This is a genomic window from Roseococcus sp. SDR, from assembly GCF_019083995.1.
Taxonomy (GTDB): Bacteria; Pseudomonadota; Alphaproteobacteria; order Acetobacterales; family Acetobacteraceae; genus Roseococcus.
In genome coordinates this window covers 64,363-89,162 of the sequence record NZ_JAHRCU010000013.1, presented here as the reverse complement: position 1 = coordinate 89,162, position 24,800 = coordinate 64,363, and the positions used below count along the sequence as shown (strand labels likewise).

Below are 24,800 nucleotides of genomic sequence, written 5' to 3'. Positions count from 1 at the left end.
CCGGCCGGGCTACGCATCCGCCATGCTTGAATTCCCGCAGATTGATCCGATCGCCATCCAGATCGGCCCGCTCGCCATCCGCTGGTATGCCCTGGCCTATATCGCCGGCATCGTGCTGGGCTGGCGCATCCTGCGGCGGCTGGCGCAGGCCGAGCCGCAGGCGGCCACGGCGCAGCAGGTGGATGACTACATCACCTGGGCCACGCTCGGCATCATCCTGGGCGGGCGTCTGGGCTATGTCCTGTTCTACCGGCCGGGGCATTATCTTTTCCATCCGCTGGAAGCGCTGATGGTCTGGCAGGGCGGCATGGCCTTCCATGGCGGGGCGCTCGGCGTGATCATCGCCACTCTGTTGTTCTGCCGCAGCCAGAAGCTCGATCCGCTGCGCTTCGGGGACCGCGTGGCGGTGGTGGTGCCGATCGGACTGTTCTTCGGGCGTGTGGCGAACTTCATCAATGGCGAGCTCTGGGGCCGGGCCACGGATGTGTCCTGGGCCATGATCTTCCCGGCCGACCGGCTGCAGCTGCCGCGTCATCCGAGCCAGCTCTACCAGGCCGGGCTGGAGGGGATCGCCCTCTTCGCGCTGATGCTGATCCTCTGGAGCAATGCGGCCAACCGCGCGCGCTCCGGGCTGCTGACCGGCGCGCTGCTGGCCGGCTATGGCGCCGCGCGCCTCGTGGGCGAGATGTTCCGCGAGCCGGATGCGCATCTGGGCTTCCTGCTGGCCGGCGTGACCATGGGCCAGCTGCTCAGCCTGCCCATGGTGCTGGTGGGCAGCTGGCTGATCTGGCGGGCGCGCCGGGCCGGCTGATGGAGCGGCTCGACGCCTTCATGGCCCGCGCCGCCGCCGCCTATTACGCGCGGGGCGAGGGCATCGGGCGGGACTTCACCACCGCACCGGAGATGAGCCAGGCCTTCGGCGAGTGCCTGGGCCTCTGGGCCGCCGTCACCTGGCAGGCCATGGGCGCGCCGGGCCGCGTGGTGCTGGCGGAGCTTGGGCCGGGGCGCGGCACGCTGATGGCGGACGCGCTGCGCGCGGTGGACCAGATGGTGCCGGCCTTTGGCCGCGCGCTGGAGTTGCACCTCGTCGAGACCTCGCCGGCGCTGCGCGCGGCGCAGGCGGGCAAGCTCGGCGGACGTGTCGCGGCCTGGCACGCGGATGCGCGCGAGATCCCGCCGGGGCCCGCGATCCTGCTGGCCAACGAGTTCTTCGACGCGCTGCCCATCCGGCAATTCATCCGGCGGGCAGAGGGCTGGCGCGAGCGCTACGTGCTGGAGGGCAGCTTCATCGAGCAGCCTTGCGACCATGCGGAGGCGGCGCCCGAGGGCAGTATCCGCGAGATCGGCCAAGCCGCCCGGGAGATCGCGGCGCAGCTCGGCGCGCGGCTCGCGGCGCAGGGCGGCGCCCTGCTGGCGCTGGACTACGGCCCGGCCGAGAGCGGCCTGGGCGAAACGCTCCAGGCGCTGCGCGACAATGCCGCGTGCGATCCGCTGAGCGAGCCCGGCACGGCCGACATCACCGCGCATGTGGATTTCGCGGCCCTGGCGGCGGCGGGGCGGGCCGCGGGCGCCGCCGCGCATGGCCCGCTGCCCATGGGCGTCTTCCTGCAACGCCTCGGCCTCATGGCGCGCAGCGCCATGCTGGCGCAGTCGGAACCCCGCCAGGCGGGGAGCATCCTGGCGGCGGCGCAACGCCTCGTGGCGCCCGAGGGCATGGGGCGGCTGTTCAAGGCCCTGGTCCTGGCACACCCTGCCCTCCCCACCCCAGCCGGATTCGAGGCGTGATGGCCGAATTCCTGACCCATGCGGGCCTTGCCGCGCGGCATGGCTTCTTCACGCGGCGCGGCGGCGTCTCGGCCGGGGCCTATGCCACGCTGAACTGCGGCCTGCGCAGCGAGGACGACCCCGCCGCCGTGGCGGAGAACCGCGCCCGCGCCGCCCGCGCGCTGGGCGCGGAGCCCAGGGGCCTGCGCGGCCTGCGCCAGGTGCACGGCCCGGCCGTGGTCGAGGCCGGCGCACCGTGGGAGAGCCTGCCCGAGGCCGATGCGATGGTGACGCGCACCCCGGGCGTAGCGTTGGGCATCATCACCGCCGATTGCGCCCCGGTGCTGTTCCATGACGGCGCGGCCGGGGTGATCGGCGCCGCCCATGCCGGCTGGAAGGGCGCCGTCTCGGGCGTGCTGGAAGCCACCATCGCGGCCATGGAGGCACTGGGCGCCGAGCGCGGGCGCATCACCGCCGTGGTCGGCCCCTGCATTGCCCAGGCGAGCTACGAGGTGCGGTCCGACCTGCGCGATGCGGTGGGCGATGCGCGCTTCTTCGCCCCCGGCCGCGATGACGCCCATTTCCAGTTCGACCTGCCCGGCTATTGCGTCGCGCGGCTTGAGGCGGCAGGTGTGGCGGGCGAGGCGCTCGGGTTGGACACGCTGGCGGATGAGGCCCGCTTCTTCAGCCACCGGCGGCGCACCCTGGCGGGCGGCGGGCCGCTCGGGCACCAACTCTCCGCCATCATGCTGTGAAGGCGCCATGCCCTACGTCATCATGTTCCTCATGCTGCTCATCGTCACCATGATGGTGTCCTGTGTCTTCGCGTAGGGCCGCCCTTCTCGCGCTCCTGGCGCTGCCTGCCTGCGGCGATCTGCCGCAGCCGCATCGCGGCCGCCCGGGGGGCCTCGCCGGTGGCCTGCGCATCCCCCTCGCCGTCCGGCTCGCCATCCTGCCACCGACCGAGGCACTGATGACCGATGACGCGGCCCGCCGGTATGCGGAGGCGCTGAGCGAGGCGCTGCAGGCGGCCGATGTGCCGGCCACCGCCACTTCCACCCCCCTGCCGCTCGACTGGCGCCTGATCGTGACCGCGCAGAACACCGGCGCCACCGTCATCCCGCGCTATGTCATCACCAATGCCGATGGGCAGGAGCAGGGCGCCGTCGCCGGCCCGCCCGTTCCCATCCGCGCCTGGGCGGAGGCGACGACGCCCACGCTGCAGGCCGTGGCGCAGCAGGCCAATCCGCGCGTGACGCAGATGCTGCTCTCGATCCAGGCGGCCCGCGCCTCGGCGGACCCCTCGGCCATCCGCACCGGGCCGCCCCGGCTGCGGCTCATCCCGGTGCGCGGCGCGCCGGGGGATGGGAACAGCTCCCTCACCGCGCGCCTTCGCGAATTCCTCACCAATCGCGGCTATGTGGTGCAGGAGCTGGCCGATGGCGCGGCCTTCGCCGTGACGGCGGAGGTGACGGTGCAGGCGGTGAGCACGACCGTGCAGCGCGTCGAGATCCAGTGGATCGTCTCGCGGCGGGATGGCTACGAACTGGGCCGGGTGCTGCAGTTGAACGAGGTGCCGATGGGCAGCCTCTCCCGCGCCTGGGGCGACATCGCCTATGCCGCCGCAGAGGAGGCCGCGGGCGGCGTGCAGCAGATCATCCGCAATGCGAGCTCGACCAGCTAGGGCATGCGCTTGACGCGAATGTCGGCGGTGAAGTTTACAGCGCGGCGGCGGGGCGCTATCGCTGCCACGCCAGCCGGACAGGGGTGAGATGGCTCGATGAAGATCGTCGCGTGCAACAGCAACATGCCCCTGGCCAAGGCCGTGGCCGACAAGATCGGCATTCCGCTGACCAATGCCTCGATCCGCCGCTTCGCGGATATGGAAATCTTCGTCGAGATCCACGAGAACATCCGCGGCGAGGATGTCTTCGTCATCCAGTCCACCAGCTATCCGGCCAATGATCACCTGATGGAGCTGCTGATCACGCTGGATGCGCTGCGGCGCTCCTCCGCGCGCCGCGTCACCGCCGTGATGCCCTATTTCGGCTATGCCAGGCAGGACCGGAAGAGCAGCCCGCGCTCGCCCATCTCGGCCAAGCTCGTCGCGAACCTGATCACCCAGGCGGGTGCCGACCGCGTGCTGACGATGGACCTGCATGCGGGGCAGATCCAGGGCTTCTTCGACATCCCGGTGGACAACCTCTATGCCGCCCCCCTCTTCGCGCGCGACATCAGCGAGCGGTTCAAGGGGCGCGAATTGATGGTCGTCAGCCCCGATGTGGGCGGCGTGGTGCGCGCCCGCGCCATCGCGCAGCAATTGCATTGCGACCTCGCCATCATCGACAAGCGGCGCCCGCAGGCCGGTGTTTCCGAAGTCATGAACGTGATCGGCGACGTGTCGGGTCGCGACTGCATCATCGTGGATGACATCATCGACAGCGGCGGCACGCATTGCAACGCGGCCGAGGCGCTGATGAAGAACGGCGCCAAGTCGGCCAGCGTCTATGTGACGCATGGCGTCTTCTCGGGGGCCGCTGTCGAGCGCGTGGGGAAATCGCCCATTGAGACGATGATCGTGACCGACAGCATCGCGGCCACGCCCGCGGTACAGGGGGCGCGCAACATCCGGCAATTGCCCATCGCGCCGCTGCTGGCGGAAGCCATGCGCCGCATCAGCGAGGAACGCTCCGTCTCGTCGCTCTTCTGTTAGCGGTCCGATCCCGGCACCGTCTTTTGGGTGCCGGGTGAATCGGCCCGTCGGGAAAGTCCAAAAGGGGTCCGCCCATGAAGCTCTTCTATTCGCCCGGTGCCTGTTCGATCGGCATCCATGTGATCCTGGAGGAGATCGGCAAGCCCTTCGAGACGCAGGTGGTCTCGACGCGCGACGGCTCGAACAAGAAGCCCGAATACCTGGCCATCAACCCGAAGGCCAAGGTGCCGGCGCTGCTGCGCGATGATGGCAAGGTGCTGACGGAATTCCCGGTCATCGCCTGGTGGCTGGCCAAGGCGAACCCGATGTCCAACCTCATCGCCGTCGAGTTCGAGGCGGAGGCGCGGACGCTGGAATGGATGGACTACCTGTGTGGCACCGTGCATCCGCAGGGCTTCACCCGGCAGTTCCGCCCCGGCAACTTCGCGAAGGACGCCGAGGATGAGGCGCGCGTGATCGCGCAGGGCAAGGCGCTGGCCGAGGGCTACCTCCAGGTCATCGAGAAGGGCCTGGCGGGCGACCCCTGGCTGCTTCCCTCGGGCTACAGCGTCGCCGATTGCGCGCTCTTCTTCATCACCGGCTGGGCGAGCGGGCGGGCGGGCATGACGCTGCCGCCCAAGCTCGCGCGGCACCATGCGGCGATGCTGGCGCGGCCCGCCGTGCAGCGCGCCTTGGCGCGCGAAGCCAAGTGAATCCGCAGCGCGCCTTGGCGCGCGAAGCCAAGCCGGCGTGAACCATCAAGCAAGGAATATTCCCATGAAGCTCTACTACGCCCCTGGCGCCTGCTCGCTCGGCATCCACGTCCTCCTGGAAGAGAGCGGCGCGGCCTATGAGCCGACCATCCTGAACATCCGCGAGGGTGCCCAGTTCAAGCCGGAATTCACCAGCATCAACGCCAAGTCGAAGGTGCCGACCCTGGTGCGGGACGACGGTTCGGTGCTGACCGAATTCACCGCCATCGCCTATTGGATCGCGGCGAAATATCCGGCGGCGAAGCTGATGCCGGCCACCGCCGAGGGCCAGGCGTCGGCGCTGGAGGCCACCGATTACGCGGTCGCCACCATCCACATGCAGGGCTTCTCGCGCATGTTCCGCCCGGCGAATTTCGCCCCCAGCGAAGCCGACCACGAGGCGGTGAAGGCGCGCGGGCTGGAGCTGTTCAACAAGGGCCTCAACTGGCTGGACCGGGCGCTGGAAGGCCGCGACTACATCTGCGGCGATTTCAGCTTCGGCGATGCGGCGCCCTTCTACGTCACCTTCTGGGCGGCAGCGCGCCTCAAGCTCGACCTGCCGAAGAACGTCGCCGCCCATTACGAGCGGATGAAGGCGCGCCCGGCCGTGCAGCGCGTGATGGCGCGCGAAGGACTCGCTTGATCCTTCTCGTCTCCGCGCGCACGTCGAGCCTGGCGTGCCGCCTTGCCTTCGCCCTCGCCGGCCTGCCCGGCGAGGTGCGGGATTTGAGCCTGCGCCAGGGCGAGCACAGGACGCCCGAGATGCTGGCGCTGAACCCCAAGGGGCAAGTGCCGGCGCTCATCCTCGACAGCGGCGAGACCATCACCGAGACGCCGGCCATCCTGCTCGCCATCGGCGAGATGGCGCCGGCGAGCGGCCTGATCCCGGCGGAGGGCGTGGCCCGCTGGCGGGTCATGGAATGGCTCTCCTGGTACGCCTACCAGTTCCCGCGCGCCTTCCAGCCGGCCTTCCGCCCGGCGATCTTCGGCCCGCCGCCGGCCGAGAACCAGATCCGCGAAGGTGGCCTCACCCGCGTGGGCGAGGCACTGGCCCTGATCGAGACCAGGCTCGGCAACCGTGACTGGCTCGTCGGAAACGCGGTGACAGCCGCCGATCTCGTCGTCGCCATGATGACCACCTTCGCGGGCTTCGTGGGCGTCGTGCCGCCCGATGCGCTGATGGCGCATCGCCGGCGCGTCTTTGCCCTGCCCGCCCTTGCCGAAACGCTCCAGGCCGAAGGCTTCGCTGCATGAATCTCAATCCCATCCCCTTCTGGTTCCTGCGCCATGGCGAGACGGATTGGAACGCGGAGGGGCTGAGCCAGGGCCAGACCGATATCCCGCTGAACAAGGTCGGCCAGATGCAGGCGGAGCGCGCGGCGCGCAGCCTGGCCGGGACGAAGATCAGCACCATCGTGGCGAGCCCGCTGAGCCGCGCGCGGGTCACGGCCGAGACGGTGGCCGCCGCGCTGAACCTGCCGGTCCAGCTCGACCCCGAGCTGATGGAGGTGAACTTCGGCGAGCAGGAGGGCAAGCCGATGGGCGACTGGTATGATGACTGGATCGCCGACACCTATACGCCGGCCGGCGCCGAGCCCTTCGCCGTGCTGCGCGCGCGGGCCGTGCGCGCCATCAACCGCGCGACGGCGCTGCCGGGCCCCGTGCTGGTCGTGGCGCATGGGGCGCTCTGGCGCGCCTTCCGCTACGAGGCGGGGCTGCCCTCCAATGTCCGCACGCCCAATGCGCTGCCCCTTTATGCCGAGCCCGGGCCCGATGCCTGGAGCCTGACCGCCCTCGAACTCGCGCCGGAGGTCTGACCCCATGGCGAAGGCGGAACCCGGCTGGCAGCTGATCCAGGGGGGCCGCCTGACGGACCCCGCCCAGCGGCGAGCGCCGCTGACCGATATCCTGATCCAGGACGGCATCATCCGTGAGGTGGGCGCCAATCTCGTGGCACCCGAGGGCACGCGCGTGGTGGATGCCAGCGCCTGCCTCCTGCATCCGGGCCTGATCAATGCGCATACCCATGGCCATGGCGGCCTCGCGCGCGGCCAGGGTGATCGGATGAGCCTGGAGACGCTGCTGGCCGCGGCCCCCTGGTTCGGCGGCGGGCGCACGCTGGAGGATAAGCGCCTCTCCACCCTGCTCTGCGCGGCCGAGATGGTCGCGAAGGGCTGCACCGCCGCCTATGACCTCAGCATGGAAGTCCCGCTGCCCAGCGTGGACGGCCTCGATGCCATCGCCGATGCTTATGCGACGGTCGGCATGCGGGCGATGATCGCGCCGATGGTGGCCGACCGCTCGCTCTATGAGGCGATCCCGGGGCTGATGGACGCCCTGCCCGACAAGCTCCGCGCCGAAGCCGACAAGATCCGCTTCAAGCCATGGCAGGAGACCATCGCGGCGATGGATGCGGCCTTCCGGGGCTGGCGCTGGGCGAACCAGGACATCCGCTTCGCCGTCGGCCCCACCATTCCGCATCATTGCAGCCAGGAATTCCTCTGCGGCTGCCGGGATCTCGCGCGCAAGCATGGCGTGGGCCTGCACAGCCATGTGGGCGAGAGCAAGGTCCAGGCCGTGGTGGGCATGCAGAAATACGGCATGACGCTGGTGCATTACATGGACAGCCTGGGGCTGATCGGGCCGGACTTCACGGTCGCGCACGGCATCTGGCTGGATGATGACGATTTCCGCCTGCTGGCGGATCGCGGTGCCTCCATTGCGCATAACCCGGCGTCGAACATGAAGCTCGGCAATGGCATGTTCCGGCTGAAGCGGGCGCTGGAGCTGGGCGTGAATGTCGGTATCGGCACCGATGGCGTGAGCAGCGGCGACAATTCCAACATGTACGAGGCGATGCGCCTCGCCTCCCACACCTCGCACGTCCAGAAGCCCGATCCCTATGAATGGGCGACGGCGGAGCAGGTGTTTCGCGCCGGCACCATCGGCTCGGCGCGCGCGCTCGGGATCGAGGGCATCGGGGAAATCGCGCCGGGCAAGAAGGCCGACATCGTCTTCCTCGACCTGCACAAGGCGCAGTGGATGCCCCACAACGCCACGCTCAACCAGATGATCCATGCCGAGGATGCGACGGGCGTGCGGCATGTGATGATCGGCGGGCGCTTCGTCTATCGCGACGGCCGGCACACCACGCTGGACATGGCAAAGCTGGCCAGCGAGGCGGAAGCCGCGCGGGAGCGGCTGGAGGCGGCGGCGACCGGCGCCAAGGCGCTGTTCGAAGCGCTGGAACCGGTGGTGGCGAGCTTCTGCTCGGGCCTGGCGGCGCGCCCCTACCACCTCAGCCGCTACATGTGCGACGCGCCCAATTCGGGCCTCTAGAGCAGCGTCCGATCAAGTTGAACCGCTAATCGGTTCAACTCGATCGGACATAAGCTGCTCTAGCAGTTACGTTTCTAGAGCACGACCTTCCGATCAGCTTGATTCAAGCTGATCGGAACGTGCTCTAGGGCCCGAATTGGGTATTCGTTGATGCCCTCAAACGCCGGGCGCCGCCTCCGGCGGCTTGGCTTCGGATCGCTGGCGCGATCCGCCGGGCCTGTTCGGCCCGGATTCTCGATGGGCGGCGCTGGTCTGGGATAGGCGCTTCTTTCCCATGGATTACGGCACGGTAATTGCTGACCCTCCGGCTCAGTCTTCACCAGCCGGGAAATCCGCATGTTTCGCCGTTCGCTCCTGCCGCTTTTCGCGGCGACTGCCCTGCCTTTCACCGCAACTGCCCAGGCTTGGACGCCCGATCGCCCGATCCGCCTCATCGCGCCCTTCGCCGCCGGCGGGGCGGCCGACATCATCTCGCGCATCGCCGCGGAAGAACTGGCCCCCATCCTCGGCCAGCAGGTGGTGGTGGAGAACCGCACCGGCGCGGGTGGTGCCATCGGCACGGAGTTCGTCGCCCGCGCCCGGCCGGACGGCTACACCCTGCTCACCGCGAGCCAGGCGACGCATGGCATCACGCCCGTCCTCACCCGGCTGAACTTCGACCCGGGCACCGACACCACGCCCATCGCCAATTTCGCGGGCGTGCCCGCGGTGCTGATCGTGAACAATGACCTGCCCGTCCGCACCTTGCCGGAATTCCTGGCGCTGGTGCGCGCCCGGCCAGGGCAGTTGGCCTATGGCTCGGCCGGAATCGGCTCCTCCACGCACATGACGCTGGCGCTGCTGGCCCACAAGGCGGGGCTCGACCTCACCCATGTGCCCTATCGAGGCTCGGCGCTCGCCATGCCCGATCTGATCGGCGGGCGGCTCGCCGCCATGACGGATACGATCAGCAGCGCATTGCCCTTCATCCGCGACGGGCGGGTGCGGGCCATCGCCGTCTCCACCAAGTCAAGGTTGGCCGTTCTGCCCGACGTGCCCTCCGTCTCCGAGACCCTGCCGGGCTATGAGGTGCTGAACTGGTACGGCATCTCCGGCCCCGCCGGGCTGCCGCCACCGGTCGTCGCCACGATCCACGCGGCGGTGCAGAGCATCCTCGCCCGCCCCGCCTTCCAGCAGCGCATGGCCAGCGGGGGCATGGAAGTCCTGCCGATGAGCACGGCCGACTACGCCGCCTACATCGCGCGCGACCGCGCGCAATGGGCCGAGTTGCAGCGGGCGACAGGGCTCCGTGCGGATTGAACATATTTTGCAAATGCAACGTTTTGGACTCGCAAACGTCAACCGCCAGGCCCATATCCGAGAACAACCCTAGGAGTATTCCTCATGGAACTCTCGCGCCGGGGCATCGCCCTCGCCACCGCGGCCTTGCAGGTCGCCGCCGCCAATCGTGCGGCGCGCGCCGAGCGCACGCCGCAGGTCAGGCCGGTGCGGCCCCGCCATGGCCGCCGCCGGACGCAGACCGCACCGCTGCGGGCCGAGGCCTCGACGAAGGCCTAGAGCAGCCCGCCCAGCACCTGCCCGCCCGTCATGGGGCGTGGCGCCCCCGTGGTCTCCGGGAAACTGATGGGCAGGCCGCGCGCCGTGCGGGCCGCCAGCACGGCGAAGCACTGCGCTTCGAGCGCATCGCCATTCCAGCCCGCCACCTCCACCGGGCGCACCGGCTCACTCAACGTGGCCGAAAGCGCCCGCATCATGGCCGGGTTGCGCCGCCCGCCGCCCGCCACCAGCCACTGCATCGGCGGTTCGGGGAAGTGCCGCGCCGCCGCCGCCACGCAGACGGCGCAAAAGGCCACCAGCGTCGCGGCGCCATCCTGGGGTGAGAGCAGATGCGCCCCCGCATCCCGCAAAGCGCGGTCGAAATCCAGACGATCGAGGGATTTGGGCGGGCTCAGCGCCAGATAGGGATGCGCCATCAGGCGCCCCAGCACCGCGCCATCCGCCTGGCCGGCCAAGGCCAGGTTGCCGTCCTTGTCGTAGTCCCGCCCCAGCGAGCGCTTGGCCCAGTCATCCAGCGGGCCATTGGCGGGCCCGGTGTCGAAGGCCTGCATCTGCCCATCCGTGCCGAGCCAGGTGACGTTGGCCACGCCGCCCAGGTTCAGCACGGCGAGCGGCTTCGGCAGGCTATGCGCCAGCGCTGCATGGGCCACGGGCACAAGCGGCGCCCCCTGCCCGCCCGCCGCCACATCGGCGCTGCGGAAGTCGAAGGCCACCGAGAGCCCTGTCGCCTGCGCCAGTGCCCGCGCATCGCCGATCTGCCAGGTGTGGCCGCGCGCATTGCGGGAGTCGCCGGGCCGGAGCGGCCGGTGCAGGATGGTCTGCCCGTGGAAGCCCGTGAGTTCCGCCTCGGGCAGCCCGGCGCGTCGCGCCTCCTGCTGCACGCGCAGCACGGCGGCCGCGTGCCGCTCCGTCAGGCGGGCCTCGCAGTCGAGCAGAAAGGGGTCCTCTGGCGAGATGGTGGGCGCCATCTCCAGAAGGCGGCGCAAGTCACGCCGAAGCGCCGGGTCATAGGGCAACGTGACCGTGGGGCCGAGCGTGCCCACGCGCTCGCCATCCGTCTCCACCCAAGCGGCATCCACCCCGTCGAGCGAGGTTCCGCTCATCAGCCCAATGATTCTCAACATGGGTCGAGTGTGCTACGGCGGGCCGCGAAACGCCAACCGGGTCCCTTGCATGTCAGCCTCCGACTTTCTCTCCGTCATCCGCGAGCGCGGCTTCGTCCATCAGGTGACGGACGAGCCGGCCCTCGCCCAGCATTTCGCCAAGGGCCCGGTCGCCGGCTATATCGGCTTCGACGCGACGGCGGACAGCCTGCATGTCGGCCATCTCGTGCAGATCATGCTGCTGCGCTGGCTGGCGAAGACCGGCAACCGGCCCGTGGTGCTGATGGGCGGCGGCACGACCAAGATCGGCGATCCTTCGGGCCGCGACGAGACGCGCCAGATCCTGACCGAGGAGAAGATCGAGCAGAACAAGGCCGGCATCCGCACCGCCTTCACCAACTTCCTCACCTTCGGCGACGGGCCGGGCACGGCCATCATGCTCGACAATGCCGAATGGCTCGATCCGCTGCGCTACATCCCCTTCCTGCGCGAGGTGGGGCGGCATTTCAGCGTGAACCGCATGCTGAGCATGGACAGCGTGAAGCTGCGGCTCGATCGCGACCAGCCGCTGACCTTCATCGAGTTCAACTACATGCTGCTGCAGAGCTACGACTTCGTGGAGCTGCGCCGCCGCCATGGTGTCACGCTGCAGCTGGGCGGCAGCGATCAATGGGGCAACATCGTCATGGGCGCCGACCTGGTGCGCCGCATGGATCAGGCGGACGCCTTCGGCATCACCGCGCCGCTCATCACCACCGCCTCGGGCGCCAAGATGGGCAAGACGGCGGCGGGTGCGGTCTGGCTGAACGCCGACCGCGTGAGCCCCTATGACTATTGGCAGTTCTGGCGCAACGCCGAGGACGCCGATGTGGGCAAGTTCCTCGCCCTCTTCACCGACATGCCGATGGACGAGGTGCGGCGCCTGGGCGCGCTGCAGGGCTCCGAGATCAACGAGGCGAAGAAGATCCTGGCGACGGAAGCCTGCGCCCTGCTGCATGGCCGCGCCGCCGCCGAGGCAGCGGCCGAGACGGCGCGCCTGGCCTTCGAGCAAGGCGCCGCGGCCGAGAGCCTGCCCACCATCACGCAAGCGCTCCCGGCCGCGATCGCCGACCTCATGGTCAGCGCCGGCCTCGCGGCCAGCAAGGGCGAGGCGCGGCGCCTGGTGGCGCAGAACGGCGTGCGGCTGAACGACGCGCCAGTGACCGATGCGGCGCTTGCAGTCACGATGGCCGATCTGCGCGATGGCGCGGCGAAACTCTCGGCGGGCAAGAAGAAGCACGTCCTGGTGCGGCCGGCCTGACCCGCCGCGCCTCAGGCGTGAACCTGCCGCAGCACGGCCAGTGCCTCTTCGAAGGCGAAGCTGTCGAGTTGGCGCCCGATCTCCAGCGCGGACGGGCCGAGGCTCGCGTGCAGCGAGGGCTCATGCGCATGGAAGAGGGCGAGCGCCGCCATGTCGTTCGCCTCAAGCAACGCCATGAGCTGACCGATCAGCTCCGGCGGAGCCGGAGCCGCCGGGCAGGCCAGCCCAGGGACGGCTTCCTCCGCCAGGGCGGCGGCCAGACGTGACTTCAGCGCGGCCAGTTCCATCTCGAGCGCGGCCGCGCGCGGCTGCAACCTCTCCAGCACGGCGTCCCCCTGCGCCAGGTCGGCTTCCAGCGAGGCTGCCCCATCGCGCAGCGTGGTCGCCCCGACCGTCGCCGCGGCCCCTTTCAGGGAATGCGCCGCGCGACGCGCCGCCGCCACATCGCCGGCGACCAGTCCGGCCTGCAGCGCAGCGACATCCGTGCTGTGCAGGAAGATCTCCAGGACGCGGCGGTAGAGTCTGGGCTGGCCATTGCTGGCCTTGAGACCGGCCGCCATGTCGAGCCCCGCCACCACGGGCAGCGCCGCCGTCGCCGGCCGGGGTGCCGAGCTTCCGGCGCCCTGTGCCGGCAGCCAGCGTGCCAGCGCGCCATGCAGTGCGGCCGGGTTCACAGGCTTCACCAGGTGATCATTCATGCCGGCCTCCAGCGAGGCGCGGCGGTCCTCCAGGAAGGCATTGGCCGTCATCGCCAGGATCGGTGTCCGCGCGTGGCGCGGCAGGTCGCGGATGGCCCGCGTGGCGGCGCGGCCATCCATCACCGGCATCTGCACGTCCATCAGGATGAGGTCGTAATCGGCGGCGGCGGCGCGCTGCACGGCCTCGGCGCCATCCCGCGCAACCTCCACGAGGAGGCCGACATCCTCGAGCAGCGCCGTCGCCACCTCTTCGTTCACCGGGTTGTCCTCCACCAGCAGGACGCGCTGTCCGGGGAAGCGCGGCGGTGTGGGGCTGAGCGGGGCCTCCTGCGCCGGCGGCAGAAGAGCGGCGGCGAGGCGCGAGGGCACGAGCGGCTTGGCCAGCACCGCCTCATACCCCGCCTGCAGGGCGGTTGCGGGGGAAACGGCATCTGATTCGGCGGAAACCAGGATACAGCGCGGCCGCCGGGCGAGGGGCAGCCCCCCCAGGCGACGACAGAGCTCCAGGCCATCCATCCCTGGCATCAGCCAATCCACGAGCACGACATTGAAGGGCGTGCCGGCCGCATCGGCTTCGTTCAGCCGCGTCAGCGCATCCTCGCCGCTGCCCGTCGCGGTGACGGCGAGGCCGAGCGCGCGCAGCGTGCCTGCCATCGCCTCCAGCGCCTCCGGCACGTCATCCACCACCAGGGCACGCTGCCCGGTCAGCGGCGAAGGCTCGGCGCCGGGGGAAGCGACCGGCGCCTCGCCCACCGGCACCTCCACCCAGAAGACGCTGCCCTCACCCGTCGCGCTCTCCACGCCCACCTCGCCGCCCATCAGCCCTGCCAGCCGATGGCAGATCGAGAGGCCGAGGCCGGTGCCGCCGTAACGGCGCGTGGTGGAGGCGTCGGCCTGCTGGAAGGGCTCGAAGAGCTGCGCCTGCTGCTCGGGTGAGATGCCGATGCCCGTGTCCGCCACCTCAAAGCGCGCGACCAGCCCATGGGCCGTCCGGCGCGCGACCCGGCCACTGAGGACGATGTGCCCCGCATCGGTGAACTTGACCGCGTTGGAGGCGAAGTTCAGCAGGATCTGGCTGAGGCGCAGCTCGTCGCCCAGCAACACCGGCGGCAGCTCATGCAGATCGACCAGCAGCTCAAGCCCCTTGGCTTCCGCCTTGTCGCGCACCAGCGCCCAGACGCGCTCCACCACGCGCTCCACCACGATGTCCGCCTGCTCCAGCTCGATCTTGCCAGCCTCGATCTTCGAGAGGTCCAGGATGTCGTTGATGATGTTCAGCAGGTGGTGCGCGGCGTCGGTGATGCGTCCCACCTGCTGCTGCTGGCGGGGCTCCTGCAAGCCGCGGCGGAGCAGGTGCGCAAAGCCGATGATGGCGTTCATCGGCGTGCGGATCTCGTGGCTCATGTTGGAGAGGAATTCGCTCTTGGCGCGGCTCGCCGCCTCCGCCTCCGCCTTGGCGCGGCGCAGCTCGGCCTCGGCGAGCTTGCGGCCGCCGATATCCTCGAAGGAGATCACCGCCCCCAGCACCGCGGTGCCATGCAGGATCGGCGCGACCGAGCAGGAGACGGCGAGCGGCGTGCCGTCGGCCCGCCAGAACACCTCCTCCCCGCTCGACATCGGCGCGTTTTGCGTCAGGGCGCGATGGATCGCGCCCTCGCCTGAATCGTCATCGGTGCCATCCGCGCGGCGCGGCTGCAGGACCCGCTGCGCCGGCAGGCCGGCCAGCACGCCCGGCTCCGGATGGCCGAGGAGGCGCGCCGCCGCCTGGTTCGCGAAGGTGATGCATCCATCCGGCCCCACGCCGACGATGCCGTTGGAGCTGCTCTCCAGCAGCAGGCGCTCCTCTTCCTCCTTGCGGGCCAGGGCCTCCATGGCCGCGGCGCGCGCCGAGATGTCACGGCCGATCACCAGGAACCCGTCGAAGGCGCCATCCGCGTCGCGCAGCATGGTCCGGGTGATGCTGTAGAGCCGGCGGGTGCCGTCGGGATGCGGCAGGATGCGCTCCATGCTGCGTACCGCGTCTCCGGCGGCGAGCTGCGCCTCCTCATCGGCCCTGACGATCGAGATCACTTCGTCCGGGAAGCTCTCCTCCGCCGTCCGGCCCACCATATCCTCGGCGCTGGCCTTGCCCGCCAGCTCGACGAAGGCACGGCTGCAGGCTTTGAGGCGCAGGTCGCGGCCCTTCAGCGCGATCAGGTCGGGCGAGCGGTCGAGCACGCGGAAGAAATCCTGCCCCAGCGCCTCGGTGGCCTGGCGGGCGCTCAGCAATTCGGCCGTGCGCTCTGCCACGAGCTCCTCGAGGTGGCTGCGGTGGCGTTCCAGCTCCACCGCCATCTGGCGGGTTGCGGTGATGTCCTCCTTCACGCCGACGAAATGGCTGATGGCGCCGTCCGGCCGGCGGATGGGCGCTATGACCGCCGCCTCGATGTAGAGGCTGCCGTCGCGTCGGCGGTTCACCAGCTCGCCCCGCCAGGTCTCGCCCTGCGGCAGCTTCTCCCACATCTCCTCGAAGACCGAGGAGGGTGTCTGGCCGGATTGCAGGATGCGCGGATTCTCGCCGATCAGTTCGTCCCGTCGGTAGCCCGTGGTGCGTTCGAAGGTCTCGTTCACGTATTCGATGCAGCCATGGACATCGGTGATGACGATGCTGGCCGGACTCTGCTCCACCGCGCGCACGAGGCTGCGTAGCCGTTCCTCCTGGCGCTTCTGCTCGGTGATGTCCTCCCACATCGCGAGGAAGTATTCCCGGTCGCGCTGGCGGATCATCTGGATGTTCACCTGCACATCCAGAACAGCGCCTCCCTTGTGGCGGTGTTGCGTCTCGAAGCGTGCGCCGCCGGCTTCGCGGATCTGGCGCGCCAGGGCCTCGAAGCCGTCCGGGGGCGGCGAAGCCTGAATGTCGGCCGGCGTCATCCGCCGGTACTCGTCGCGCGTGTAGCCGAGCAGCCGGCAGGAGGCGTCGTTCACCTGCACGAAGCGCAGCGTCTCGGCATCCACGATCTCGATCGCGAGCGGCGCCTCGTTGACGACGGCGGAGAAGAGGTTGCGGCTGTCGGCCTCGGCCATGGCCGCGCGGCGGCGCTCGATGGCGGCCCCCAGGCGCTCGGCGACGGCTTCGAGGAGCATGCGCTCCTCGGGCAGGAAGGCCTCGTCGAGCCCGGGCGGGAGCGGGCCCCCATAGGTGACGCGGACCACGCCCTCCGTCCCATCCGCACCGGGGAAGGTGACGCCGAGCGTGGGCCCCTCGGCCCGTCGCCCATGCAGGACGCCGGCGTGCTCGATGCTGCCGAGGGCAGCGGACGGGTGGCGCATGGCGGCCGGCAGCCGGGCGGCCACCGCCTCCAGCATCGCCGGGATCGTCAGGTCGGCCCGGTCGGTGAGGCGGGTGGTGTCGTAGAGGCAGGACAGCTCCTTCATGCGCTCGTGCAGCTCTGCCGTCGTCGCCTCGCGCGCCGCGAGCGCGTCCCGGAAGGCCACGGCGGCCAGGGCGATGTCGCGCAACAGGCCGGAGCGGCTGGCGGCCAGCGCCTCCACCTCCGGCATGCGCGCGGGCGCCGCCTCGCTGCCGGCAAGCCGGCGCAGCACTTCGGTCAGGCGGCGCAGCGAGCGCGTGAGCAGCCAGGCGAAGAGCAGCCAAAAGGCCAGGAAGCAGGTGACGACCCCCGCGCGGATGCGGGTGAGCTGGCCGGAGAGCGCCTCCAGCGCCAGGGCCTCCGCCTCGGAGCGGCGCAGCACCTCGGCCGAGGCGGCGGCAAGCAGCGCGTTGGTGACGCTCGTGACGTCCGCGAAGCGCGCTTCGGCCAGGGCGATGGCGCGTTGTGCAGCCGGTGGCCGGAGGCTGGATGGATCGGCCGCCGCGCGCAGGGCTGTACGATAGGCCTCAAGGCGCGGCATCAGGGGAAGGTGATCCCCGAGCCGGGCCGCGATCTCCTCCAGGCGCCCGGCCCGTTCGGTCAGTGCCGAGAGTTCCTGGGCCAGCGCCTCGCTCGATGGGTCGGCCTCCCGGCCGTCGGTGCGGCCGGCGCCGGCCAGTTCCAGCATCACGCGCCGATGAAGTTCCGACAGGTTGCTGTTGAACCGGGCGACGGCGGTCAGAGCGTCAAGGCCTTCGGCCTGGGTGGCGACGTAGGCCGCCTGGGAGTGCTGGATGTTCCGGTAGTGGTACTGGTTGATGAGGCCCAGCGCCAGGAGCGCCGCCATCATCGGCAGCAGGAAGATGAGGGAGTAGCGCGGCAGGCGCGGCCAGCGCCCTTTCATGGCATCGCGCCGCGGCCGGACACCCTCATGCGACCGCCGCGCCCTCCGGCGCGTCGGGCATGCGCTGTGCCACGGCGATGAAGGCGTCACGGCAGGCAAGGAAGGCCTCGACCACGTCCGGGTCGAAATGCACGCCTCGCCCCTCGATGATGAGGCGCGTCGTCTCCTCGATGCTCATGGAGGCTTTGTACACCCGCCGCGTGGTGAGTGCATCGAAGACATCGGCCAGCGCCATGAGCCGCGCCGAGACCGGAATGTCTTCCCCTGCCAGGCCATAGGGATAGCCCGAGCCGTCCCATTTCTCGTGATGCGCCAGCGCGATCTCCTGCGCGGTGCGCAGGAAGGCGAGCGCCCCTTCGGCCTGCTCCGCCGCGAGTTCATCCGCCTCCGCCAGCGCCTGCTCCATCGCGGCCTCGATCGCATGCGCGCCGATCTGCGCATGGGTCTTCATGACCGCGTACTCCTCGGCCGTCAGGCGACCCGGCTTGCGCAGGATGGCATCGGGGATGCCGACCTTGCCGATGTCGTGCAGCGGCGCAGCATGCACGACCATCTCGAGCCGGCGCCCCGCGAGGGCGGCGGCGAAGCGCGGGTGGCCCGCGAGGTGGCGCGCGAGGATGCCCACATAGGCCTGGGTGCGGATGATGTGGCGCCCCGTCTCCTTGTCCCGCGTGTCGCTCAGGCAGGCCAGCGCCCGGATGCAGAACTCCTGGATCAGCCGTGTCTCCGCCGTGCGGCGATGCACCTCCCCCTCCAGCCACTCGTTCTGCGCGGCGAGGCGCCGGCGGGCGCGGGCGAGTTCGAGGTGCGTGCGCACCCGGGCCAGCGCCACCGGGGGAGCGATGGGCTTGGTGATGTAGTCCACCGCGCCGAGGCTGAGACCCTGCTCCTCGTCGGCGGCGTCGTCGAGCGCGGTGACGAAGATGACGGGAATGTCCCGCGTGGCCGGATCGGCACGCAGATCGCGCAGAACCGCATGGCCATCCATGCCGGGCATCATCACGTCGAGCAGGACGAGATCGGGGCGCGGCTCGCTGCGGGCCACGCGCAGTGCGCGCTCGCCGGAATTGGCGGCGCGGACGTGATAGTGGGGCTGCAGCAATTCACCCAGCAGGAGCAGGTTCTGCGGGACGTCATCCACGACAAGGATCGTCGCCGCATCATCGGCAGGCCGGGTTTCAGGGCTCATCGCCGCCGGGGCATCCTTTCTTGCCCGGCCAAAGGACCGGACTGTCCAGCAACCTTCCTCTCATGTCGGGCCCGCAAGAAACAGGGCCGGCGCGCCTCGCTCGACAAAAGTCGGATGAAGAGGCCGCTGCTTTCGTTTGTTTTCTGCGACAGTGTTCACGATCATTACGCAGGCAGTCAGCGGAGTTGCACCCATGCTCATCAGTCGGCGGCTGACGGGCACGGTGCCCGGATCCCCTCCGCTTGTCCTGCCTGCGCAATCTACAGGGACGAACCCGGCCGCGCAGCGGCCGATCACGATCGTGGTGCCGCATGCCTCGGGCGGGCCGATCCATTTCGTCGGCCGTCTGCTGGGCGTGCGCCTCTCCCGCCTGCTGGGCGAACCGGTCGTCGTGGAGAACCGGCCAGGGCAGAGCGGCCTCTCGGGCGCCTGCTACGCAGGTGAGGCGGCGCCGGATGGGCGAACCCTGCTGCTCGCGACGAATGGGCTCTACGCGATCACGATGAACATCCTCTCCTGCCGCTTCGACTTCACATCGGGGCTGGCGCCTATCGGCTTGGTTGCGCGTACGCCGCTCGTTCTGTGCGTGCCCGCCGGCTCGCCGCTTACCAGCCTCACGAAGCTGACCCGGACGGCGCTGGCCGCCCCGGGCGCGCTGCGCTACGTCACGCCGCACGCCTATCACCTGCCTACGCTGTTGCTGGCCGATATACTCGAGATCAGCTTGACCAGCGTCCTGGTCAGCGGCGCCTTGCCCGGGCTCGAAGCGCTGGACAGGGGCGATGCCGAGTTCGCGCTGCTGGAGCTGGGCGCGGCCGTCCCCTTCGTCCATGGCGGTCGCCTGCGCGCGCTGGGCATCGCCGCGGCCGCACGCGCGGCCCAGTTGCCCGAGGTCCCCACCCTGGCCGAAGCCGGCTTGCCGGGCTTCGAGGTCGCCACCGATTTCGCCCTTTTCGCGCGCGCGGGTACGCCGGATGAAGCCCTGGCGCGGCTATCCGAGGCCAGCATCGCGGCACTCTCGGGCGCGGATGTGCGGGCCTTGCTGGCGCCCATCGGCGTCGAGCCCATGGGGGGCACGCGCGCCGCCTTCCCAGCCTATTTCGAGGCGGAGAACCGGCCCTGGCTCTCATTGATCCGCCAGTTGGACATCACCACGATGGAGCGGCCGCGATGATGGCCACGACCCGCCGCACGGCGCTGCTCGGCGCAGCGCTCGGCGCCCTCGCCGCCGAGGCGCAAGCCCAGACCGCAGCCCTCGCGCCCTTGCCCGGCAGCCAACGCGACCCGGCCGGCATCGCCGCGCGCATCGCCATCCTCCTCGACCGGCAATGGGATCACCAGCAGTGGGTCGCGCGCTCGGTGCAGGAGTTCTGGCCGCCCCAGGATGCCGAGGAACTGCGCTTCATCCTCGATACGGCGCATGACAATGCGCCTCACATCATCTGGATCGGCGTCGCGACCGTCGCCGATGGTCGGGTGCTGGCAACCACGCGGCGACGGCTGGAGGGCGATGACGTCACGCAGCGCCCCTGGTGCACGGCAGGCACGCGGCACGACGCGGCGGTGGACGTTCATGATGCCGTGCTGCTGCAGCGCGCGCTGAACCGCAGCGCCGCGCAAGGCATGCTTCGGCTGATCGACTTCGTCTCGCCCATCCGCGACCGCGACGGGACGATCGTCGCGATGATCGGCTCGCATATCCTCTGGGACTGGGTGGTGGGCGTGATCCGGCGCGAGGAAGCCCATGTCGGTGTGCCCATCGCGCTGGTCTCGGCCCGCGGCGAGGTCCTGCTGGCGCCCGAAGGCATCCCCGCCGAGCGGCTCGGCCGTTCGCCCCGCATCCCGGTGCCCCAGCGCGCCGACACCCCTTCCTTCGGATGGCAGCTGGCCGTCCTGACTGGAGCGTAGACGATGTCCCACCCCCTGCCCGTGCCGCGTCGCGCCTTGCTTGCCGCACCCTTCCTGCTTCCCGCAGCCGCGCACGCGGTGGATGCCTATCCCACGGGCCCGGTCACGCTGGTGGTGCCCTTCGCGGTGGGCGGCGCCACCCATTTCGTGGCCCAGATCCTGGCGCGGCGCCTCGCGGCCATTCTGGGCCAGCCCTTTCGGATCGAGGTGATCACGGGCGAGAGCGGCCTCGCGGCCATGGCGGATGTGGCGCGCGCGGCACCCGACGGCCACCGCCTGGTGCTCAGCCCGAACAGCACCTTCGCCATGGCGGCTCACTACCTGGATACGCCGCTCGTGATCGAGCGGGACTTCGCCCCCGTCTGCCTCGTCGCCAGCACGCCGATGGTGCTCTGCGTGCATACCGGCTCCAGGTTCCATACCCTGCAGGACCTGGTGGAGGCCGCGCGGCTCGCGCCCGAGCGGCTGCGCTACGGCTCGGCCGGCATCGGCGTCATCAATCACCTCGCGGTGGAACTCTTCGCCAAGGGCTTCGATCTCCGCTTCCAGCACATCACCTTCAGCGGCGGCGCGCCCGCGATGCACGCGGTGCTGCAGGACCAGGTGCAGTTCGCCTTCATCGACCTCGTCACCGCCATCCCCCGCATCGCGGGCGGCGGTCTGCGGCCGCTGGCCGTCTCCTCGGCGGCGCGCGCGGAGCCTCTGCGCCAGGTGCCGACCATTGCGGAGAGCGGCCTGCCCGGTTTCGCCGTGACGACGGATTTCGCCCTCTTCGCGCCAGCCAGGACCCCGGAACTCATCCTGGAGCGCCTTTGTCGCACGAGCACCGCGGTGATGCGCGCCGAAGCGACGCGCCAGATCCTGGCGCCCCTCGCCATCACGCCCACGACGGTGCGGCGCGAGGGCTTCCACGACTACCTCAAGGGCCAGGACCTGACGTGGCTTGCGGCCGTGCGGTGGCGGGAACGCCACACACCTTGAGAAAAATCCGACGGCCTTCCGGCCGCTCAAGGTGGCCCCGGCCCCCGCCGGACAGGATCGTGGCCGAGATGCCGCCGCCAGGGCCCGCGAAGCCAGCCTGCAGGATCCTTCCGTGATCGTCACCGCACCACCCCGGCTCCCCGCCCCGCCCATCCTGCGGATCCAGGCCGCGGCGGGCCGCGAGACGGCGCCGCTGCCGGAGGACTGGACGGCCTTCAAGCGCCGCTATGTGGCGCCCGACGGCCAGGTCTCGGCCGGCTTCGGCATCGAACTGGACGATGCGGAGCGCGAGGCGCGGCGCGTCTGCGGTGCGGGCGCGGCCTGCCAGGTCATCATCGCAGGCTGCTGAGCAGGTTGTAAGGCGGGCGGTGCGGTGCTGCGCACTCCCGGCCGGAGCAGGCCCCCCTCCCCGTCAGCGCCCACCGGCGAAGAAGCAAGGGCTGCGGCGCGCGTAATCGCGCAGCGCGGGCGGGATCGGCGCCATGTGGTCCGGCGCGGAGAGCCGTGCCCGGCCCGCGCTCGACCACTGCGCCGGCTGAACGCCGGGGTCCTCGAAGCTGCCGCTGACCCGCACCGGGATGTCGAGCGCGAAGCTGCCCGTCGTCTGGCGGTGGCTGCCGATGACGAGATCGAGCCGGTGGCGGTTGAGATCGAAGGTCGCAAGGCCACTGATCATGCCCTGGGCGGAGCGCAGGCGCAGCGGTGCGAGTTCCCCCACGCCGCCCTTCATGTCGAGCACGCCGATGGCGCAGGAGAGCCGCGTGCGCCCGCGCGCCGTCCGGAACAGGGAGCGGATGTCGGTCGAGGCCATCTCGATCACCTCCCGCGCGATGGAGCCGCCGGACATGAGCAGGACGGCGGAGACCTGCGCCTCCCGCGCGGCCGCGTTCAGGCTGCGCCCCTGCGCGGTGATGGCGAGCCGTCCCTCGACGCGGCCGGAGAGTGGAAGTTCGCGCAGGGCGAGCGCGCGGCGCAGTGGCTCCAGATCGGCCTCACCCATGGTCACATCGGCGGTGATCCGAAGATCCTCGTCATCCGCCTCCAGCAGGCCACTCGCGCTGATGCGCGCGCCGAAGGCCTGCATGGCGAGCGTGGGCACGCGCACCTGGCCCGGAACCAGCCTTGCCTCCAGCCGGGCATCCCGCGCGTCCAACGCGCCGTAGGTGAAGGCCTCGGCAGAGAGGCGCAGCTCGATGAGCGGGTCTGGCGCGGCAAAGACGGCGAGCGGCAGGTCCGCCACGCCATCCACCTCGTGCCCGCCCGCGCGCAGCACACGGTTGAGGTCGAGCCGCGTCAGCGCGAGGTCGAGCAGGATGGCGTCGGGCTGGCCGCGCGCGCCTTCTGTCAGCTGCAAGAGGCGGCCGGTGAAGGGCGCGCCGTCCAGTTGCCCGAACGGCGCACCGATGCGCCAGACATCGCCCTGCCGATCCAGGGTGCCGGAGAGTTCGAGGGCGATGCGCGGCACGCCCTCGACCGCTGCCCCACCCAGCGCCAGCAGCGCATCCGGAGTGGCGGCGCGCAGCTCGACCTGCCCCTGCACGCCGTCGAGCCCCAGTGGATCGCGCGCGGAGCCGAGGAGGGCAAGCGTCGTCTCGCCGGCGGTAGCGGTGAGATCCAGGCTGAACGGGGCGCTCGCGTCGCGCAAGGCGGCGATGCTGTCGAGCGGCCCCTCAAGGGTGAGGGGCACATTGTTGTAGCTGCCGGCGGCGCTGAGGCGCAGCGGCGCGTGCAGACCCTCGGAGGTCAGGCTTGCCGTCTCGATCCGCGTGGTGAGCGTCTGGCCGCTGGAGGTGCGGAACAGGATTTCCGCCCCGGTGGCGCGCAGCGCGTCGAAACGCGGAACCCAGGGACGGGCGCCGCTCGATGGGCCGGACGGGCCGAACTGCCAATTGGCCGCGCGCCCGGCATTGCGCTCCAGCAGCAGGGAAAGCCCCTGGAACGCGGCCTGGCCCAGGGCAACCTCGCCAGCCAGCAGGTCCATCAGGTCGAGCTCGGCGCTGGCATGGTCAAGGCGGAGCATCTCGGCCCGCGTGCCGCCCTCGATATTGGCGATGGTGACGCCGCTGACCGCGATGCCGAGATGCCTGCCGGGCGTGATGCGCAGGCTCTCGATGGTGACGGCACGGCCGAGGCGCGCGCTGGCCTGCTCGGCCGCGATCCCGGCGAGGTCGAAGCGCGGCAGCAGGAACCAGGCAGCGAGGGGAAGGCTTCCGAGGAAGAGGACGAGGCCGGCGAGCGTGAACAGCGCCCGGCGCAGCCAGCGCAGCCGCGGTGGCTGGGGCGCCTTGGGCTTTTCCTTCGCCTTGGTGGGTCCCTTGGCGGGTGGCTTGGTCTCGGCATCGTTCATGCGGCGCAGCATAGCCCGAAACGGGCCCGGGCGGGATGCCACCCGGGGCGCGATCCGGCAGAGTGGCGGAGGAAACCCATGAGGCGCCAATGAGCATCGAATTCTTCTACCCGCCGCAGCCTGGCGAGAGCCGCCCCTTCACCCGCGCCGTAAGGGCGGGTGGCATGGTCTATGTCTCGGGCCATTCGGCGCCGCATGACCCGGCGCGCGGCATTCATCGCGGCGCGACGCCCGCCGAGGAGGTCCGCAACGCGCTGACCTTCATCGCGGGCCTGCTGGAGGAGGCGGGCAGCAGCCTGGAGCGCGTGGTGCAGGTGACCATGCTGATCACCGACCGCGCCGACTACGCGGCCCTGAATGCCGAGTATGTGAAGCATTTCCCGAAGGGGCTGCCGGCGCGGCACACGGTGCTGTTCGGCGTGCCGACCGAGGCTCGGGTCGGCTTTTCCTGCGTGGCGCTGGCGGGATGAACCTGCGCTACGGCATGGAAATCCGTGCCGCGACCGCTGCCGAGGCGCCGGGCCTCGCGACCCTGCTGGCCGAGGCGGGGCTCAGGGTTGAGCCGCGCGCGCTGGCCGAGCGGCTGGCGGCACTGCGCCAGGGGCCGGGCACCGCGCTCGTCGCGCTGCAATGGGGGCCGCCCAGCGGCGTGGTGCTGCTGCATTGGCACACGGCGCTGATCTCGGGGCCGGTCGCGCAGCTCTCCCTGCTGCTGGTGGCGGCGGATCAGCGGCGGCAGGGCATCGGGCGCCTGCTGCTGAAGGCGGCCGCGCAGGCGGCGCGTGTCGCGGGCTGCGAGCGCATCGAGATCGCAGCCGAGGGCCCGGCGCTGGCGGAATTCTGCCGCGCCACCGGCTTCGCGGAGGCCGGGCCGCGCTTCACGCGCTCGCTGCGAAAGCAGGCGGGCTGAGCC

At 70.6% G+C, this 24,800-nt stretch carries 23 protein-coding genes; 19 read left to right on the top strand and 4 right to left on the bottom strand.

What is annotated here, in order from left to right; translation table 11 throughout:
* Positions 1-22 precede the first annotated feature (22 nt).
* The 12 genes from lgt (at position 23) to KTR66_RS15405 (ending at position 10,104) form a co-directional block, all read left to right on the top strand.
* Complete coding sequence (gene lgt / locus KTR66_RS15460; protein ID WP_213613973.1) at positions 23-811, top strand: prolipoprotein diacylglyceryl transferase; 789 nt, start codon at positions 23-25, stop codon at positions 809-811.
* Positions 811-1,785: a class I SAM-dependent methyltransferase gene (locus KTR66_RS15455; RefSeq protein ID WP_213613971.1), complete on the top strand. Its 975-nt coding sequence runs from the start codon at positions 811-813 to the stop codon at positions 1,783-1,785. Before lgt ends, KTR66_RS15455 begins: the two co-directional genes overlap by 1 nt.
* Entirely contained in the window at positions 1,785-2,519 is a 735-nt protein-coding gene (locus tag KTR66_RS15450; protein ID WP_213613969.1) for a polyphenol oxidase family protein, read from the top strand. The genes KTR66_RS15455 and KTR66_RS15450 overlap by 1 nt, the downstream gene beginning before the upstream one ends.
* A 62-nt stretch (positions 2,520-2,581) precedes the next feature.
* Positions 2,582-3,448 carry a hypothetical protein gene (locus KTR66_RS15445; protein ID WP_213613967.1) on the top strand — a complete coding sequence of 289 codons (867 nt, stop codon included), beginning with the start codon at positions 2,582-2,584 and terminating at the stop codon, positions 3,446-3,448.
* 96 nt (positions 3,449-3,544) lie between these two features.
* The gene (locus tag KTR66_RS15440) at positions 3,545-4,477 is read left to right on the top strand and encodes a ribose-phosphate pyrophosphokinase (RefSeq protein WP_213613966.1); all 933 of its coding nucleotides are present in this window, start codon (positions 3,545-3,547) and stop codon (positions 4,475-4,477) included.
* Positions 4,478-4,551: 74 nt separating this feature from the next.
* The gene (locus KTR66_RS15435; RefSeq protein WP_213613964.1) at positions 4,552-5,169 is read left to right on the top strand and encodes a glutathione S-transferase family protein; all 618 of its coding nucleotides are present in this window, start codon (positions 4,552-4,554) and stop codon (positions 5,167-5,169) included.
* A 64-nt stretch (positions 5,170-5,233) separates the two neighbouring features.
* On the top strand, positions 5,234-5,851 hold the full coding sequence (locus KTR66_RS15430; protein WP_213613962.1) for a glutathione S-transferase family protein: 618 nt from the start codon (positions 5,234-5,236) through the stop codon (positions 5,849-5,851).
* On the top strand, positions 5,848-6,462 hold the full coding sequence (locus tag KTR66_RS15425; RefSeq protein ID WP_213613960.1) for a glutathione S-transferase family protein: 615 nt from the start codon (positions 5,848-5,850) through the stop codon (positions 6,460-6,462). The genes KTR66_RS15430 and KTR66_RS15425 overlap by 4 nt, the downstream gene beginning before the upstream one ends.
* Positions 6,459-7,025: a histidine phosphatase family protein gene (locus KTR66_RS15420; RefSeq protein ID WP_213613959.1), complete on the top strand. Its 567-nt coding sequence runs from the start codon at positions 6,459-6,461 to the stop codon at positions 7,023-7,025. The genes KTR66_RS15425 and KTR66_RS15420 overlap by 4 nt, the downstream gene beginning before the upstream one ends.
* 4 nt (positions 7,026-7,029) lie before the next feature.
* Positions 7,030-8,547 (top strand): amidohydrolase family protein, encoded by a 1,518-nt coding sequence (locus tag KTR66_RS15415; RefSeq protein WP_213613957.1) that lies wholly within the window; start codon positions 7,030-7,032, stop codon positions 8,545-8,547.
* A 336-nt stretch (positions 8,548-8,883) separates the two neighbouring features.
* Positions 8,884-9,846, top strand: a complete 963-nt coding sequence (locus KTR66_RS15410; RefSeq protein WP_213613955.1) for a tripartite tricarboxylate transporter substrate binding protein — start codon at positions 8,884-8,886, stop codon at positions 9,844-9,846.
* Positions 9,847-9,930: 84 nt separating this feature from the next.
* On the top strand, positions 9,931-10,104 hold the full coding sequence (locus tag KTR66_RS15405; RefSeq protein WP_213613953.1) for a hypothetical protein: 174 nt from the start codon (positions 9,931-9,933) through the stop codon (positions 10,102-10,104).
* Here the strand turns inward: KTR66_RS15405 and KTR66_RS15400 are convergent.
* Positions 10,101-11,225: an anhydro-N-acetylmuramic acid kinase gene (locus KTR66_RS15400; RefSeq protein WP_213614092.1), complete on the bottom strand. Its 1,125-nt coding sequence runs from the start codon at positions 11,223-11,225 to the stop codon at positions 10,101-10,103. The genes KTR66_RS15405 and KTR66_RS15400 overlap by 4 nt on opposite strands.
* A gap of 52 nt (positions 11,226-11,277) precedes the next feature.
* On the opposite strand from KTR66_RS15400, the gene tyrS reads away from it, so the two are divergent.
* On the top strand, positions 11,278-12,507 hold the full coding sequence (gene tyrS, locus KTR66_RS15395) for a tyrosine--tRNA ligase (RefSeq protein ID WP_213613951.1): 1,230 nt from the start codon (positions 11,278-11,280) through the stop codon (positions 12,505-12,507).
* An 11-nt stretch (positions 12,508-12,518) separates the two neighbouring features.
* On the opposite strand, the gene KTR66_RS15390 is transcribed toward tyrS, so the two are convergent.
* Both KTR66_RS15390 and KTR66_RS15385 read right to left on the bottom strand, forming a co-directional pair.
* A complete protein-coding gene (locus tag KTR66_RS15390; protein WP_213613949.1) occupies positions 12,519-17,462 on the bottom strand; it encodes a PAS domain S-box protein in 4,944 nt (1,647 codons plus the stop codon).
* Positions 17,463-17,487: 25 nt separating this feature from the next.
* The gene (locus KTR66_RS15385; RefSeq protein WP_213613947.1) at positions 17,488-18,651 is read right to left on the bottom strand and encodes an HD-GYP domain-containing protein; all 1,164 of its coding nucleotides are present in this window, start codon (positions 18,649-18,651) and stop codon (positions 17,488-17,490) included.
* A gap of 193 nt (positions 18,652-18,844) precedes the next feature.
* On the opposite strand from KTR66_RS15385, the gene KTR66_RS15380 reads away from it, so the two are divergent.
* The 4 genes from KTR66_RS15380 to KTR66_RS15365 all read left to right on the top strand — a co-directional run bounded on the left by KTR66_RS15380 (position 18,845) and on the right by KTR66_RS15365 (position 21,889).
* On the top strand, positions 18,845-19,825 hold the full coding sequence (locus tag KTR66_RS15380; protein WP_213613945.1) for a tripartite tricarboxylate transporter substrate binding protein: 981 nt from the start codon (positions 18,845-18,847) through the stop codon (positions 19,823-19,825).
* Positions 19,822-20,559 carry a hypothetical protein gene (locus KTR66_RS15375; RefSeq protein ID WP_213613943.1) on the top strand — a complete coding sequence of 246 codons (738 nt, stop codon included), beginning with the start codon at positions 19,822-19,824 and terminating at the stop codon, positions 20,557-20,559. The genes KTR66_RS15380 and KTR66_RS15375 overlap by 4 nt, the downstream gene beginning before the upstream one ends.
* Positions 20,560-20,562: 3 nt before the next feature.
* Positions 20,563-21,540, top strand: coding sequence for a tripartite tricarboxylate transporter substrate binding protein (locus KTR66_RS15370; protein WP_213613941.1), 978 nt, complete (start codon positions 20,563-20,565; stop codon positions 21,538-21,540).
* Positions 21,541-21,652: 112 nt separating this feature from the next.
* On the top strand, positions 21,653-21,889 hold the full coding sequence (locus KTR66_RS15365) for a hypothetical protein (RefSeq protein ID WP_213613939.1): 237 nt from the start codon (positions 21,653-21,655) through the stop codon (positions 21,887-21,889).
* 63 nt (positions 21,890-21,952) lie between these two features.
* Here KTR66_RS15365 and KTR66_RS15360 read toward each other — a convergent pair whose 3' ends face one another.
* Complete coding sequence (locus KTR66_RS15360) at positions 21,953-23,887, bottom strand: AsmA-like C-terminal region-containing protein (RefSeq protein WP_213613937.1); 1,935 nt, start codon at positions 23,885-23,887, stop codon at positions 21,953-21,955.
* Positions 23,888-23,976: 89 nt separating this feature from the next.
* Between KTR66_RS15360 and KTR66_RS15355 the strand changes: the two genes are divergently transcribed.
* Together KTR66_RS15355 and KTR66_RS15350 are read left to right on the top strand one after the other, a co-directional pair.
* Positions 23,977-24,357 (top strand): RidA family protein, encoded by a 381-nt coding sequence (locus KTR66_RS15355; protein WP_213613935.1) that lies wholly within the window; start codon positions 23,977-23,979, stop codon positions 24,355-24,357.
* Entirely contained in the window at positions 24,354-24,797 is a 444-nt protein-coding gene (locus KTR66_RS15350; protein WP_213613933.1) for a GNAT family N-acetyltransferase, read from the top strand. Before KTR66_RS15355 ends, KTR66_RS15350 begins: the two co-directional genes overlap by 4 nt.
* Positions 24,798-24,800: the final 3 nt, after the last annotated feature.

What these genes read in the sequence shown, in the direction of transcription:
- lgt (WP_213613973.1), top strand. Translation starts at nt 23, where the DNA reads ATGCTTGAATTCCCGCAGATTGATCCGATCGCCATCCAGATCGGCCCG.
- KTR66_RS15455 (WP_213613971.1), top strand. Translation starts at nt 811, where the DNA reads ATGGAGCGGCTCGACGCCTTCATGGCCCGCGCCGCCGCCGCCTATTAC.
- KTR66_RS15450 (WP_213613969.1), top strand. Translation starts at nt 1,785, where the DNA reads ATGGCCGAATTCCTGACCCATGCGGGCCTTGCCGCGCGGCATGGCTTC.
- KTR66_RS15440 (WP_213613966.1), top strand. Translation starts at nt 3,545, where the DNA reads ATGAAGATCGTCGCGTGCAACAGCAACATGCCCCTGGCCAAGGCCGTG.
- KTR66_RS15435 (WP_213613964.1), top strand. Translation starts at nt 4,552, where the DNA reads ATGAAGCTCTTCTATTCGCCCGGTGCCTGTTCGATCGGCATCCATGTG.
- KTR66_RS15430 (WP_213613962.1), top strand. Translation starts at nt 5,234, where the DNA reads ATGAAGCTCTACTACGCCCCTGGCGCCTGCTCGCTCGGCATCCACGTC.
- KTR66_RS15420 (WP_213613959.1), top strand. Translation starts at nt 6,459, where the DNA reads ATGAATCTCAATCCCATCCCCTTCTGGTTCCTGCGCCATGGCGAGACG.
- KTR66_RS15415 (WP_213613957.1), top strand. Translation starts at nt 7,030, where the DNA reads ATGGCGAAGGCGGAACCCGGCTGGCAGCTGATCCAGGGGGGCCGCCTG.
- KTR66_RS15410 (WP_213613955.1), top strand. Translation starts at nt 8,884, where the DNA reads ATGTTTCGCCGTTCGCTCCTGCCGCTTTTCGCGGCGACTGCCCTGCCT.
- KTR66_RS15405 (WP_213613953.1), top strand. Translation starts at nt 9,931, where the DNA reads ATGGAACTCTCGCGCCGGGGCATCGCCCTCGCCACCGCGGCCTTGCAG.
- tyrS (WP_213613951.1), top strand. Translation starts at nt 11,278, where the DNA reads ATGTCAGCCTCCGACTTTCTCTCCGTCATCCGCGAGCGCGGCTTCGTC.
- KTR66_RS15390 (WP_213613949.1), bottom strand. Translation starts at nt 17,462, where the DNA reads ATGAAAGGGCGCTGGCCGCGCCTGCCGCGCTACTCCCTCATCTTCCTG.
- KTR66_RS15385 (WP_213613947.1), bottom strand. Translation starts at nt 18,651, where the DNA reads ATGAGCCCTGAAACCCGGCCTGCCGATGATGCGGCGACGATCCTTGTC.
- KTR66_RS15380 (WP_213613945.1), top strand. Translation starts at nt 18,845, where the DNA reads ATGCTCATCAGTCGGCGGCTGACGGGCACGGTGCCCGGATCCCCTCCG.
- KTR66_RS15375 (WP_213613943.1), top strand. Translation starts at nt 19,822, where the DNA reads ATGATGGCCACGACCCGCCGCACGGCGCTGCTCGGCGCAGCGCTCGGC.
- KTR66_RS15370 (WP_213613941.1), top strand. Translation starts at nt 20,563, where the DNA reads ATGTCCCACCCCCTGCCCGTGCCGCGTCGCGCCTTGCTTGCCGCACCC.
- KTR66_RS15360 (WP_213613937.1), bottom strand. Translation starts at nt 23,887, where the DNA reads ATGAACGATGCCGAGACCAAGCCACCCGCCAAGGGACCCACCAAGGCG.
- KTR66_RS15355 (WP_213613935.1), top strand. Translation starts at nt 23,977, where the DNA reads ATGAGCATCGAATTCTTCTACCCGCCGCAGCCTGGCGAGAGCCGCCCC.
- KTR66_RS15350 (WP_213613933.1), top strand. Translation starts at nt 24,354, where the DNA reads ATGAACCTGCGCTACGGCATGGAAATCCGTGCCGCGACCGCTGCCGAG.